The sequence below is a fragment of the Alcaligenes faecalis genome (assembly GCF_009497775.1).
GTDB lineage: Bacteria > Pseudomonadota > Gammaproteobacteria > Burkholderiales > Burkholderiaceae_B > Alcaligenes > Alcaligenes faecalis_D.
In genome coordinates, this window is record NZ_CP031012.1 from 3,175,157 (window position 1) to 3,189,134 (window position 13,978).

Here is a 13,978-nt window from a genome sequence, read left to right on the forward strand (position 1 = left end):
GAAAAAAATGTCAACGACCAACCCACTAGAACAGTCCGTACGTGAACGCCTCGAACGCTACTTCGCCGATCTGGGCGAATCCGAGCCACGCGATCTGTTGTCGATGGTCATCTCCTGCGTGGAACGGCCTGTCCTGCAAGTTGCCCTGGAGAAATCCGCGGGCAACCAATCCAAGGCCGCAGAAATGCTGGGCATCACGCGTAGTACCTTGCGCAAGAAGCTCAGCGCCCACAATCTGCAACCCTGATTCCTAACTCTCACGTCTCACCTTCCATGAAAATCCAGACAGCTCTTCTCTCTGTCTCCGACAAAACCGGTATTGTCGAATTTGCCCAAGCACTCGCCCAACGCGGAGTGCGGCTTTTATCCACTGGCGGCACTGCCAAGCTGCTGGCCCAGGCTGGCCTGAGCGTCACCGAAGTGGCCCAGCACACCGGCTCGCCTGAAATTCTGGATGGCCGTGTCAAAACACTGCATCCAAAAATTCACGGTGGCCTGCTGGCCCGTCGCGACAGCGCCGAACACTTGAAGACTCTGGAAGAGCACGGTATTGACCGTATCGATCTGCTGGTCGTCAACCTCTACCCTTTCCGTGAAACCATTGCCAAGCCTGGTTGCACCTTTGCCGATGCGGTAGAGAACATTGATATTGGTGGCCCCGCCATGTTGCGCGCTGCTGCCAAAAACCACGGCACGCCTGAAGGCGGCGCCTGTGTCGTCATTGACCCTGTCGATTACGAACGCGTACTGGCTGATATGGATGGCCCAGCCGGTCACCCTTCTTACGGCCTGCGTCTGGAACTGGCTGCCAAGGTCTACGCCCACACCGCCGCTTACGACGGTGCCATTGCGGCTTACCTGACTAGCCTGGCTCAAGCCGAGCCAGCCCAGGACAGCGCCCCCGAAGTGAACACCTGGCCTAATGTGCTGACCATTCAGCTCAAACAGGAACAGACCCTGCGCTACGGCGAGAATCCACACCAAAGCGCGGCTTTCTACACAGACGGCACCATTGGCGAAGGTCTGCTGGGTCGCTACAAGCAATTGCAGGGCAAGGAACTGTCCTACAACAATATTGCTGACGCCGATGCCGCCTGGGAATGTGTACGCAGCTTTGATGCAGGCGCTTGCGTCATCGTCAAGCACGCCAATCCTTGCGGTGTAGCCCTGGGCGAAACTGCCGAAGAGTCCTACCGCAAAGCATTCCAAACCGATCCAACTTCAGCCTTTGGCGGCATCATTGCCTTTAACCGCGAAGTGGACGAAGCCGCTGCCCAGGCGATCAGCAGCCAGTTTGTGGAAGTGCTGCTGGCACCTTCCTACACCCAAGGTGCTCTGGACGTGTTTGCCGCGAAAAAGAACGTGCGCGTACTGAGCATTCAGCCCGGTCAGGCTCACAACGCGTTTGACGTCAAGCGTGTCGGTGGTGGCTGGTTGGTGCAAACGCCCGACACGTTCCGCGACAACACCGAAGGCTTCAAGGTTGTGACGCAAGTCCAACCTACTGCCCAGCAAATGCAAGACATGCTGTTTGCCTGGAACGTCGCCAAGTACGTGAAATCCAACGCGATCGTGTTCTGCGGCCAAGGTATGACACTGGGCGTAGGCGCTGGCCAGATGAGCCGTGTGGACTCTGCCCGTATCGCCTCCATCAAAGCAGAAAACGCTGGCTTGACCCTGCAAGGTTCGGCGGTCGCGTCCGACGCTTTCTTCCCCTTCCGCGATGGTCTGGATGTGGTTGCCGAAGCGGGCGCCACCTGCGTGATTCAACCCGGCGGCAGCGTGCGTGATGACGAAGTCATTGCCGCCGCCAACGAGCGTGGAATTGCCATGGTCCTGACCGGCACACGCCACTTCCGTCACTAATATGCGAATCCTGGGCATAGACCCTGGCTTGCGTCGCACTGGTTTCGGAGTGATCGACGCCCAGGGGCCCAGCTTGCGCTATGTGGCTAGCGGGACCATTGTGGTCCCGCCTGATCTGCCTCTGGCAGAGCGGCTAAAGCTGATTCTGACTCACATCACGGAAGTGATTGAGCAAAGCAAGCCCGATACCTCTGCCATCGAAAAAGTCTTTGTAAACAGCAACCCTGCCTCTACCCTTTTGCTGGGGCAAGCACGGGGCGCCGCCTTGTGCGCGCTGGCCGTAGGTGGGCTGGATGTACATGAATACACGGCTTTGCAGATCAAGAAAACCGTCACCGGCAGCGGTCACGCTGCCAAAGAACAAATCCAGTTGATGGTCCAGCGGCTCTTGCAGCTGAACGGCCTGCCTGCGCCGGACTCGGCCGATGCCCTGGCCTGCGCCATCAGCCATGCTCATCACAGCAGTGTGGTGGGCGGCCTGCAAAAAAGCGGAGCCATCACCACCGGGCCGCGCCGTCGCATTCGCGCTGGCCGGATCTTGGGCTAACTCTCCAGAAGGAACGTCATGATAGGTCGCATCCGGGGTACCTTGATCGAAAAACAACCACCTACCATCTGTGTGGATGTAGGTGGGGTTGGTTATGAAATCGATGTACCCATGAGTACGCTCTACCAAATGCCGGAACTTGGCGCACAGGTCAATCTGTTCACCCATCTGGCTATTCGTGAAGATGCTCACGTGCTGTTTGGCTTTTCCAGCCTGAACGAGCGCAGCACCTTCAAAGCACTGATCAAAGTCACGGGCATTGGTGCCCGCACAGCCCTGTCCTTGCTCTCGGGCATGAGCGCTGAAGAACTGGCCGATGCGATTACCCGCCAGGAGACTTCCCGTCTGGTGAAGATTCCTGGCATAGGCAAGAAAACCGCCGAACGTCTTTTGCTGGAACTGCGTGGCAAGCTGGGCGCAGACCTGGGTAGCGGCGGCACAGTCAGCGCGGTTCCCAATAGCCGTGATGATGTACTGCACGCTTTGGAAGCCTTGGGCTACTCCAACAAGGAAGCCAGTATTGCTGTCAAAGCCTTGCCGGATGATATTGATGTGTCAGAAGGCATCAAGCAGGCATTGAAGTCGCTGTCACGCGCTTGATACGACGCTGCAATGAATAAAAAGCCGGGCCGTTCATACGAACGGCCCGGCTTTTTTACTATTCCACTCATCAAGCAAGCAGGCGCCCCAAGGCAGATACATCCACGTTCCCGCCACTGATCAGCACGCCAACCTTGCGGCCTTGCAAGTCACCCTGACGCATTACCGCAGCGGCACCCAGACAACCAGTAGGCTCCACCACCATCTTCATGCGTTCCGCAAAGAAACGCATGGCCTGAACCAGCTCGGTATCAGGCACCGTCAAAATATCCGTCACCATGCTGCGAATCAGCTCAAACGTCATGGGTGCCAAAGCTTGGGTCAGCGCACCATCAGCGATCGATGCAGGCGGTGCAATCTTGACGATCTCCCCGCTGCGCAAGGACTGCTGGGCATCATCCCCAGCCTGCGGCTCCACACCAAAGACTTCACAAGCCGGTGCCATGGCCTTGGCGGCCAGCAAGCAACCCGACAGCAAGCCACCGCCGCCTAATGGAACGTAGAACTGCTGCAAGTCCGGCACTTCCTGAAGCAACTCCAGGGCTGCCGTCCCCTGCCCCGCAATCACATCGGGATGTGCAAAGGGAGGAATCAAGGTCAGCCCTTCACGATCCACCAGCTCCTGCGCAATCTGTGCACGATCCTGAGTCAGACGATCGTACTCGACCACTTTGGCACCATAGCCGCGCGTTGCCGCCAGTTTGGCAACCGGAGCATCCGAGTTCATGATGATGGTGGCCGGGATACCCAAGAGCTTGGCCGACAAGGCCACCGCTTGCGCATGATTGCCGGAGGAAAAAGCCACGACGCCTGCTTTTTTCTGCTGCTCGTTCAAGCGCGCCAGCGCATTGAAGCCACCACGAAACTTGAAAGCACCAATACGCTGAAAGTTCTCGCACTTGAAGTAGACTTCGCCATTCAGGCGCTCGTTCAAGGTTGCGGAGGTCAAGACCGGTGTGCGGTGTGCCACAGGCGCCAAGCGTTCAGCGGCGGCTACAACATCAGCAAAATCAGGTAATTCCAGGGACATGGCTAAAATCTCGATTGAAAACTCCAGCCCACATTATGCGCGGTGCCATGCGAAGCAGCCTAGACCTGCCCGCACAAAACTAGCCGGGTGGCACAGGACGAACGATTTGCCCAGGCATTCCATGCACACGGCCATGCGCCTTGGTACTCAGGCGGCTAGTGCTTGGTGTACCATACTGTATATTCAATCAGCGTAGTCATCATGGCCATACACTCCGATTCGCTCTCCAGCCTGCCTTCTGAACAGCGCATCATTACGCCCAAACCCTTGTCACCCAACGAAGAGTCCATCGAACGCGCCTTGCGACCCAAGATGCTGGAGGACTATGTCGGGCAAGCCCGGGCGCGTGAACAGCTGGAAATCTTTATTGCGGCTGCTCGCCAACGCCAGGAAGCGCTGGACCACGTCTTGCTGTTTGGCCCGCCCGGTTTGGGTAAAACCACCCTGGCTCACATCATTGCCCATGAGATGGGGGTGAACCTGCGCCAGACCTCCGGCCCCGTGCTGGAGCGTCCCGGTGATCTGGCCGCCTTGCTGACAAATCTGGAACCTAACGACGTTCTGTTTATTGACGAAATTCATCGCTTGTCACCCGTCGTCGAAGAAATTCTGTATCCAGCGCTGGAGGATTTTCAAATTGACATCCTGATTGGCGAAGGCCCGGCCGCCCGCAGCGTCAAACTGGATTTGCAGCCCTTTACCCTGGTCGGTGCCACTACTCGCGCCGGCATGCTGACCAACCCCTTGCGCGACCGCTTTGGCATTGTGTCCCGTCTGGAGTTCTATGACGTCAAAGACCTGACGCATATCGTGGCGCGCAGTGCCGGGCTACTGAATGTCAGCACAACGGACGAAGGCACTTACGAAATTGCCCGTCGTTCACGCGGCACACCACGTATTGCCAACCGGCTCCTGCGCCGAGTGCGCGACTACGCTGAAGTCAAAACCGGCGGCATCATCCATACCGAGTGTGCACAAGCCGCCCTGTCCATGCTGGAAGTGGACCCGCAAGGCCTGGATTTGATGGACAGAAAATTGCTGGAAGCCATCGTGCATAAATTCGACGGTGGCCCAGTAGGGGTAGACAGCTTGGCCGCAGCTATTGGCGAAGAACGCGACACAATCGAAGATGTGATCGAGCCCTATCTGATCCAGCACGGCTTTTTGCAACGCACACCTAGGGGCCGCATTGCTACCCTGAACACCTGGCGTCACCTGGGGCTAACGCCTCCACGCAACACACAGGGTCAGGATCTGTTCGACGCAGAATAAGTGCTTAGCCCCGGCGAGCCCAGGGGCGAAACACCAATAACAAGGTAATCGCAATCGACACGGCGGCAGCCAGCAGCAAGGCTGTCAGCCACTGCAAATGCGTGAAGGTCAGCGCCAACGTGGTGCAGAACCCAGCCAGACTGCCCGTCCCCCACAACGCTGAACGCAAGGTCGCTACCAAGCTGGCCGCACCCAAGGTTTGGTGAATAGTCACCGCCACCACGGTATAGCCAATGGGGAAAGCCATAATCAGCCCGGACAGGCTCGGCCCCAGCAAAGAACTGCTGGTGGTCACGATAGCGACCAGAAGTCCTGCCAAAGCCCCTCTGAATATCAGCAAACCCCAGCCTGCTTTCGCTTTGCTGCTTCCTTTCATGCCAGCCAGACGGCGCGACACACGCAAGCTGAACGCCGTCACGGCGATAAACAAGGCTAGCCCCAGCACAGGCTGCACGGGCATAAAGGACAGGAGCAAGGCAGCCACCGCCCAACCAGCTACCGCACACAACAAGGTGCGCCAGGGCGACAAGGTGGGAGCACAAAGAATGATGAGCAGCAAAAACAGCTGAGTCGCACTAAGCGAATACACGGCATAAGTTGCCGCCTGCTGCACATAATCAGCAGGAAACTGCTGAGACAGAAAATAAAAGCCGGGGCCCAATACCATGGGTAAACCCGCCAAAGCACCACCAATCAATGGGCCAAATGCACCCACTGACCACGAAACCAGAACCACAACCAAAGCGGTGGCGGCCATGCGGACTGCCAAAGCAGACCACGCCACATCAAGAAAAGCAGTTTCCACGACGGTATCTCGCAGTGAAACCAGGTATCAAGAGCTGCCCGGCTCCGCGCTAGTAAAGACGCTGGAACCGGGCTGCTTCTTTCATCCTTAGCTCACCACACTCCAGTCCAGAGCTTGACCGGCAGCCAGAGGAATCAATGGCTCACCAGCCATTTCCACGGACTCGGGAATGGTGAACTGACTGCGTTGCAGCGTCATTGTTCCTTCATTGACCGGCAAACCGTAGAAGGCGGGGCCATTCAGGCTGGCAAAGGCTTCCAGACGGTCCAGACGGCCAGCCTTGTCAAAAGCCGAGGCGTACAGTTCCATCGCGTGCAGCGCGGTATAACAGCCTGCACAGCCACAGCTTTGCTCTTTGCGGCTACGCGAGTGCGGTGCACTGTCTGTACCCAGGAAGAAACGATTGCTGTCGCTGGTTGCCGCATCCACCAGAGCCTGGCGGTGCTTCTCGCGCTTCAAGACGGGCAAACAGTACCAATGTGGCTGCAAGCCGCCCTGGAACAGGGCATTACGGTTGTAGAGCAAGTGATGGGCGGTGATGGTTGCAGCAACCGGGCCTTCGGCCTGGCTCACGTAAGCGGCGCCCTCTGCCGTGGTCAAGTGCTCAAACACCACTTTCAGCTCGGGGAAAGCCTTGCGCATGGGAATCATCACACGCTCGATAAATACGGCTTCACGGTCGAACAGATCGATGCTGGGGTCCGTGACCTCACCGTGCATCAGCAAAGGCATGCCCGATTCCTGCATCTGGGCCAGCACCTTGGAGCAGTTCTTCAGCAAATCTGTCACGCCCGCGTCGGAGTTTGTGGTGGCACCAGCAGGATACAGCTTCACCCCATGCACAAAGCCGCTTTCCTTGGCGCGAACAATTTCCTCTGGCTGGGTATTATCAGTCAGGTACAAGGTCATCAAAGGCTCAAACTTGCCGACGTACTCGGTTTTGGCCAAGGCATTCAGGATACGCTCGCGGTAGGCCAGAGCCTGCGCGGTTGCGGTAACGGGCGGAGTCAGGTTGGGCATGACGATAGCCCGGTCAAATTGTGCCGCGGTATGGCCCAAGACCGATTCCAACACAGCGCCATCGCGCAGGTGCAAATGCCAATCATCAGGACGACGAATGACCAGGGTATCCACAGTAGGGCTCATATCTTTACTCAATATCAAACAAAGGCCCCGCGCTTTGAACCGTCAATAAAGCAACAGGTGCCACAATTGCCTTTCAGCAGGCCGAATCCATCATTATGCTACAGCTACCTGTGCTGCGCATGATTGACACAGGAATCCCGAGCCCAAATCCATAGTGCGTTGCAGCAGCCTGTAAACACTGGAAAAATTGCTTACAGACCGGCAAAGCTCCGACTCACAAAGGGCTTGGACGTATAGGGAGTATCACGGTATGCTGACAGACAAGTCGTGCCCTAGCGCATAACCCGCCCCTTCAACTCGTTTCTCAGGAGTTCCGTTCATGGCCAGCACTGAAAAAAAGCCTGCTACCCGCAAACCCAATGCAGCCTTCATGAAACCACTCACTCCTAGCCCAACACTGGCTGCGGTGATTGGCTCTGGCGCGCTGCCGCGTACTGAAGTTACGAAGAAAATCTGGGAATACATCAAGAAACACGATCTTCAGGATCCCAAGAACCGTCGCAACATCAATGCCGACGCCAAGCTGCGCCCCTTGTTCGGCAAGGATCAGGTCTCCATGTTTGAACTGACCAAACTGGTCAGCGCTCACCTGAAATAAGCATGGGGTGCCCAGGCACCTCAGGCAATATCGGGCCGCGTCGCTGAGCTTTCAGCCGCGGCCCTTTTTTCATTTGGCGGCATCAAGCCCGCTGTTTTCCCATCTTCATGCCGATTTCATTCCCTGCCCCACCTGATCAAACCCCACGTGTCCTGTGCTGGCTGCGCCGCGATCTGCGCCTGCACGATCATGCCGCCCTGCACCATGCCTTGAAAAGCGGTTTGCCCGTGGCCTGTGTGTTTGTCTTTGACAGCACCATCCTGCAATCCTTGCCTGCCGAGGATGTAAGACTGGCCTTTATCCACGACAGCCTGCTGCAGGTTCAGGAACAGTTGCGCCAGTATGGCAGCGAACTGATCACGGTTTACGGGGATCCTGTACAGAAAATTCCAGAGCTGGCGATCAGCCTGAATGCAAAAACCGTCTATACGAACGAGGACTACGAGCCTGCGGCCATCACTCGGGATCAGGCTGTCAGCCATGCCTTGTCTGCACAAGGCGTGGAGCTGCAACTATTCAAGGACCAGGTGATCTTTGCGCGAGATGAAATCCTGACGCAACAAAAGCAGCCCTATACGGTTTTTACGCCCTACAAGCGGAATTGGCTGGCACGTATCCAATCTGCGGATGTCCAGGCCTATGACTGCTCGCAAGGACAATGGGCTTCGCTGCCCGAGCAAGCTTTACCTAGTTTGGACGAATTGGGCTTTCAGGAAGAGTCCCGCACAAAACTGCTGAACCCTGCCGGTTGGCAAGGTGCCCAGACTCTGCTGGAACAATTCGAACCCAGAATCCACGCTTATCAGGAACGCCGGGACTTCCCGGCCAAACGAGGCGTATCCTATCTGGCACCCCATCTGCGCTTTGGGACGCTATCTATCCGCCAGGCGGTATCTCAGGCTTGGCCCAGCGACTCCGAGGGCGCGGCGACATGGCTTAGCGAACTGATCTGGCGAGAGTTCTACCAGCAGTTCCTGTGGCACCACCCTGAGACGGCCACAGAAAGCTTCAAGCCCGCCTACAAGGATCTGCCCTTCCCTAATCGCGAAGACTGGTTTCAAGCCTGGAAAGACGGCCAGACCGGCTATCCAATTGTTGATGCCGCCATGCGTCAGCTGAACCAGTCCGGCTATATGCACAACCGGCTACGCATGATCAGCGCCTCCTTTCTGGTGAAAGACTTGCTGATAGACTGGCGTTGGGGTGAGCAATATTTCGCCCAGAAGCTGCTTGATTACGATATAGCCTCCAATGTGGGAGGCTGGCAATGGGCTGCTTCTACCGGATGTGATGCACAGCCTTACTTTCGCATCTTTAATCCCATCACCCAATCGCGTAAATTTGATCCAGAGGGACAATTCATACGACGCTATGTCCCTGAGCTGGCGTCCTTGGACAAGCAGGCTGTGCATGCGCCCTGGCAAGCCAAGCAGCTTCCTATCGAATTCAGGCTGGGACAAGACTACCCGGCCCCCATCGTGGATCACGACACACAACGGCATCTTGCTTTGACGCTATTCAAGCAAGCAGGAGAGCAAGGGCAAACGGATTGAAATACCTCAAGGATATTTATGTCAGACAGCTCCAGACCACCACCTCCAGCCAGTACCCCGGTATTGCTGCAAAACCTCCAAGCCGCTCATCCTCAAGCACAAGTGGCTGTTCTTGATTTCAGCTCCGATCACGCTGAAATCAGCCTGGCTCATAAAGGTGTCCCTGTACATACCGAGCACTTCCCAGAACTAAGTGGGGTACAGCTTTTAGCCAGCTGTTTCGCGGACTCCAGCTCACGCGCAGCGCAACTGGAGCATGCTATCGAAGTTGTTGAAGACGCCATCATGCCAGCCAGCCTGGATCTGCGTCAGTTCATGGTGTTTGCCGCTGGGGAGTTTGCTGAAGAGCTTAGCGCCTGGCTCACGGAAGCCCAGGGCAGCGAGCAGCACATCCTGAATCGGGACATGATTGATGATCTGTTCACCCTGTATGCAGCAGCCAGCCAAGGGGCAGTCAGTCTGAAAATGATCAACGCGGGCTCTTTGGAAAATATCCATCAGCTGGTCAACAATCAAAACCTGGGTATTTACCTGCTATTGCTGCGTGAGTGTCTTCACCATATGCATATCGAGCAGATCCACTTGCTGGCGCCTTGAGGCTTTCATCAGCAGAGGTACGCTGCAAGCGCCGGCCAAAGAGCTAGGCCAGCGTACATGGCCAAGCAGATGCTAGCCAATCCGAACAAACAGAACCAAATAAAAAAAGGTGCTCAGATGAGCACCTTTTGAATATTTCTTTCCGGGCTACGCCAGAACACTTCCAAGATGGGTTCGACTTAGTAGTCGTGGCCCAGAGCCTGACCACCCGCCAAGGCCAACCAGCCTTTAATCAAACGGTGAATGATCCACACCAAGGCTACCAGAGCGGTTACCCAACCAATAAAGATGGTTGTCAGCAAAGCGCTCAATACTACCCACAAAAGTCCCCACCAGAAAGTCTTGATAACCCAATCCAGATGGCTGGCATAAATAGTGCCCGATGCATCGCCGCGTTTGACGTAGGCCAGAATCACAGCTGCCACAGCTGCAGCACCGAAGATACCTGCACTGATCATAGCCAAAGAAAACAAGCCATAGCAGATGTGCGTAATCTTGCGCAGCGACAAGCCTGGTTCAAGCTCGGGGCTAATGGGCTGATTCATTCGGTTCTCCTGAAACAAGCATTAACAATAACTATACCGAACTATTTTACCCATACTTTGGGCATTAACCGTATGACAGTGGCAGAGCTACTACCATACAGATAAAAGAAACGGCGTATGAAACGCCTCTTCTATGATGCCATCAAGGCGTGCAGCAGGCCTGTGCGTGAGCGACCCATAAAACAAAACCCCCGCAAGCGTTTAGCTTGCGGGGGTTTTGAGGAATAAGAGCTTGACGATGACCTACTTTCACAGACGTCCGTCCACTATCATCGGCGCAAAGGCGTTTCACAATCCTGTTCGGGATGGGAAGGTGTGGGACCACCTCGCTATGGTCGTCAAGCGTAACTGGTTGCCGAGTCGTCTTTTAAGGGACGCCCCAGCCAATTGGAAGAAGCACACCGCTAGCGATCAGTACGGATCAGCTAGCAGCGGTTACGAAGGTGTCGAGCGCGGGTTGCGCTGCACTTCAATATTACGTTCTGTGGTCAACAACTTAACTCACTACAACCTCAAGGGTTATAGGATCAAGCCACACGGGCAATTAGTACTGGTTAGCTACATGCATTACTGCACTTCCACACCCAGCCTATCAACGTCCTGGTCTCGGACGACCCTACAGGGAGGTCAAGCCTCCGGGATATCTAATCTTCAGACGAGTTTCCCGCTTAGATGCCTTCAGCGGTTATCTCTTCCGTACGTAGCTACTCGGCAATGCCATTGGCATGACAACCGATACACCAGTGGTACGTCCACTCCGGTCCTCTCGTACTAGGAGCAGGCTCCGTCAAATATCCAACGCCCACGGCAGATAGGGACCAAACTGTCTCACGACGTTTTAAACCCAGCTCACGTACCTCTTTAAATGGCGAACAGCCATACCCTTGGGACCGGCTACAGCCCCAGGATGAGATGAGCCGACATCGAGGTGCCAAACACCGCCGTCGATATGAACTCTTGGGCGGTATCAGCCTGTTATCCCCAGAGTACCTTTTATCCGTTGAGCGATGGCCCTTCCATACAGAACCACCGGATCACTATGTCCTACTTTCGTACCTGTTCGACTTGTCAGTCTCACAGTCAAGCACGCTTATGCCATTGCACTATCAAGACGATTTCCGACCGTCTCTAGCGTACCTTCGAACTCCTCCGTTACACTTTAGGAGGAGACCGCCCCAGTCAAACTGCCCACCATGCACGGTCCCCGATCCCGATAAGGGACCTAGGTTAGAACCGCAAACAGACCAGGGTGGTATTTCAAGGATGACTCCACGCGATCTGGCGACCACGCTTCAACGTCTCCCACCTATCCTACACAGGCCGGTTCACAATCCAATGCAAAGCTACAGTAAAGGTTCATGGGGTCTTTCCGTCTAGCCGCGGGGAGATTGCATCATCACAACCATGTCAACTTCGCTGAGTCTCAGGAGGAGACAGTGTGGCCATCGTTACGCCATTCGTGCAGGTCGGAACTTACCCGACAAGGAATTTCGCTACCTTAGGACCGTTATAGTTACGGCCGCCGTTTACCGGGGCTTCGATCAAGAGCTTGCACCCCATCACTTAACCTTCCGGCACCGGGCAGGCGTCACACCCTATACGTCCACTTTCGTGTTTGCAGAGTGCTGTGTTTTTAGTAAACAGTCGCAGCCACCGATTCACTGCGGCCTCTTCATGCTTTGTGCGCAGGCACATCACACTAATGAGGCATACCTTCTCCCGAAGTTACGGTATTAATTTGCCGAGTTCCTTCTCCTGAGTTCTCTCAAGCGCCTTGGAATATTCATCCCGTCCACCTGTGTCGGTTTGCGGTACGGTCTCGTAGAGCTGAAGCTTAGAGGCTTTTCTTGGAACTGCTTCCAGTTAGTTTAGAGCCGAAGCTCTATCCAGTCACACCCTTGAATTACGCACCCGGATTTGCCTAAGTGCCTTCTATGATGCGCCAACGGGGACATCCAACACCCCGATAACATTCTGCAATCCGTCCCCCCATCGCACTCTACGACGGTGCGGGAATATTAACCCGCTTCCCATCAGCTACGCATCTCTGCCTCGCCTTAGGGGCCGACTCACCCTGCGCCGATGAACGTTGCGCAGGAAACCTTGGACTTACGGCGAGGGGGCTTTTCACCCCCTTTATCGCTACTCATGTCAGCATTCTCACTTCCGATACCTCCAGCATTCCTCACGGAACACCTTCACAGGCTTACGGAACGCTCTCCTACCATGTGTACTAAAGTACACATCCGCAGCTTCGGTCTATGGCTTAGCCCCGTTACATCTTCCGCGCAGGACGACTCGATCAGTGAGCTATTACGCTTTCTTTAAAGGATGGCTGCTTCTAAGCCAACCTCCTGACTGTCTATGCCTTCCCACTTCGTTTCCCACTTAGCCATAGTTAGGGACCTTAGCTGGCGGTCTGGGTTGTTTCCCTCTTGAGTCCGGACGTTAGCACCCGGTGCTCTGTCTCCCGTACTGTACTTGCCGGTATTCGGAGTTTGCCATGGGTTGGTAAGTCGCTGTGACCCCCTAGCCATAACAGTGCTCTACCCCCGGCAGTAATATACGAGGCACTACCTAAATAGTTTTCGGAGAGAACCAGCTATCTCCAGGCTTGTTTAGCCTTTCACTCCGATCCACAGCTCATCCCCTAATTTTTCAACATTAGTGGGTTCGGTCCTCCAGCACGTGTTACCGTGCCTTCAACCTGGCCATGGATAGATCGCCTGGTTTCGGGTCTACACCCAGCGACTGAATCGCCCTATTCGGACTCGCTTTCGCTACGCCTCCCCTATTCGGTTAAGCTTGCCACTGAATGTAAGTCGCTGACCCATTATACAAAAGGTACGCAGTCACACCACGAAGGTGCTCCTACTGTTTGTATGCATACGATTTCAGGATCTATTTCACTCCCCTTCCGGGGTTCTTTTCGCCTTTCCCTCACGGTACTGGTTCACTATCGGTCGATCACGAGTATTTAGCCTTGGAGGATGGTCCCCCCATATTCAGACAGGATTTCACGTGTCCCGCCCTACTTGTTCGATGCTTAGTTCCACGTACTGAATTTCGCCTACAGGGCTATCACCTGCTACGGCTGGACTTTCCATTCCATTCGACTATTCAATACGCTAAAACATCCAGGCTGGTCCGGTTTCGCTCGCCACTACTTCCGGAATCTCGGTTGATTTCTTTTCCTCGAGTTACTGAGATGGTTCAGTTCACTCGGTTCGCCTCCACATGCCTATGTATTCAGCATGGGATACCGTATTACTACGGTGGGTTTCCCCATTCGGACATCTACGGATCAAAGCTTGTTTGCCAGCTCCCCGTAGCTTTTCGCAGGCTACCGCGTCCTTCATCGCCTGTGATCGCCAAGGCATCCATCATATGCACTTATTCGCTTGATCCTATAACGCTTG

Annotated in this window: 12 protein-coding genes and 2 rRNA genes; 8 read left to right on the forward strand and 6 right to left on the reverse strand. The window is 55.3% G+C overall.

Annotated elements, in window-relative coordinates; all coding sequences use genetic code 11:
- The first annotated feature begins 7 nt into the window (after positions 1-7).
- Genes DUD43_RS14705 through ruvA form a run of 4 tightly spaced genes read left to right on the forward strand, consistent with a single transcriptional unit; the run spans position 8 to position 3,013 of the window.
- The gene (locus tag DUD43_RS14705; RefSeq protein ID WP_003803089.1) at positions 8-247 is read left to right on the forward strand and encodes a helix-turn-helix domain-containing protein; all 240 of its coding nucleotides are present in this window, start codon (positions 8-10) and stop codon (positions 245-247) included.
- 26 nt (positions 248-273) lie between these two features.
- Positions 274-1,866: a bifunctional phosphoribosylaminoimidazolecarboxamide formyltransferase/IMP cyclohydrolase gene (purH, locus tag DUD43_RS14710; RefSeq protein ID WP_153230862.1), complete on the forward strand. Its 1,593-nt coding sequence runs from the start codon at positions 274-276 to the stop codon at positions 1,864-1,866.
- Position 1,867: 1 nt separating this feature from the next.
- Complete coding sequence (gene ruvC, locus DUD43_RS14715) at positions 1,868-2,413, forward strand: crossover junction endodeoxyribonuclease RuvC (RefSeq protein ID WP_003803085.1); 546 nt, start codon at positions 1,868-1,870, stop codon at positions 2,411-2,413.
- A gap of 18 nt (positions 2,414-2,431) precedes the next feature.
- A complete protein-coding gene (gene ruvA / locus DUD43_RS14720; RefSeq protein WP_153230863.1) occupies positions 2,432-3,013 on the forward strand; it encodes a Holliday junction branch migration protein RuvA in 582 nt (193 codons plus the stop codon).
- A 70-nt stretch (positions 3,014-3,083) separates the two neighbouring features.
- Here the strand turns inward: ruvA and DUD43_RS14725 are convergent, their stop codons facing one another.
- Positions 3,084-4,043: a threo-3-hydroxy-L-aspartate ammonia-lyase gene (locus tag DUD43_RS14725; RefSeq protein WP_153230864.1), complete on the reverse strand. Its 960-nt coding sequence runs from the start codon at positions 4,041-4,043 to the stop codon at positions 3,084-3,086.
- A 201-nt stretch (positions 4,044-4,244) separates the two neighbouring features.
- Here DUD43_RS14725 and ruvB point away from each other — a divergent pair, with 201 nt between their 5' ends.
- Positions 4,245-5,315 carry a Holliday junction branch migration DNA helicase RuvB gene (ruvB, locus tag DUD43_RS14730; protein ID WP_003803078.1) on the forward strand — a complete coding sequence of 357 codons (1,071 nt, stop codon included), beginning with the start codon at positions 4,245-4,247 and terminating at the stop codon, positions 5,313-5,315.
- 4 nt (positions 5,316-5,319) lie between these two features.
- Here ruvB and DUD43_RS14735 read toward each other — a convergent pair whose 3' ends face one another.
- Complete coding sequence (locus DUD43_RS14735; protein WP_228125811.1) at positions 5,320-6,120, reverse strand: hypothetical protein; 801 nt, start codon at positions 6,118-6,120, stop codon at positions 5,320-5,322.
- Positions 6,121-6,207: 87 nt separating this feature from the next.
- A complete protein-coding gene (gene pyrC, locus DUD43_RS14740; RefSeq protein ID WP_153230865.1) occupies positions 6,208-7,266 on the reverse strand; it encodes a dihydroorotase in 1,059 nt (352 codons plus the stop codon).
- Positions 7,267-7,585: 319 nt separating this feature from the next.
- Here pyrC and DUD43_RS14745 point away from each other — a divergent pair, with 319 nt between their 5' ends.
- The 3 genes from DUD43_RS14745 (at position 7,586) to DUD43_RS14755 (ending at position 10,014) form a co-directional block, all read left to right on the forward strand.
- Entirely contained in the window at positions 7,586-7,864 is a 279-nt protein-coding gene (locus DUD43_RS14745; protein ID WP_009459783.1) for an SWIB/MDM2 domain-containing protein, read from the forward strand.
- 107 nt (positions 7,865-7,971) lie between these two features.
- Positions 7,972-9,417, forward strand: a complete 1,446-nt coding sequence (locus tag DUD43_RS14750) for a cryptochrome/photolyase family protein (RefSeq protein ID WP_153230866.1) — start codon at positions 7,972-7,974, stop codon at positions 9,415-9,417.
- Positions 9,418-9,435: 18 nt separating this feature from the next.
- Complete coding sequence (locus tag DUD43_RS14755; protein ID WP_153230867.1) at positions 9,436-10,014, forward strand: hypothetical protein; 579 nt, start codon at positions 9,436-9,438, stop codon at positions 10,012-10,014.
- A 179-nt stretch (positions 10,015-10,193) separates the two neighbouring features.
- Here the strand turns inward: DUD43_RS14755 and DUD43_RS14760 are convergent, their stop codons facing one another.
- The 3 genes from DUD43_RS14760 to DUD43_RS14770 all read right to left on the reverse strand — a co-directional run bounded on the left by DUD43_RS14760 (position 10,194) and on the right by DUD43_RS14770 (position 13,966).
- Complete coding sequence (locus tag DUD43_RS14760) at positions 10,194-10,559, reverse strand: DUF4870 family protein (RefSeq protein WP_153230868.1); 366 nt, start codon at positions 10,557-10,559, stop codon at positions 10,194-10,196.
- Positions 10,560-10,789: 230 nt separating this feature from the next.
- Positions 10,790-10,902, reverse strand: a 5S ribosomal RNA gene (rrf, locus tag DUD43_RS14765).
- A gap of 180 nt (positions 10,903-11,082) precedes the next feature.
- A 23S ribosomal RNA gene (locus tag DUD43_RS14770) occupies positions 11,083-13,966 on the reverse strand.
- Positions 13,967-13,978 lie beyond the last annotated feature (12 nt).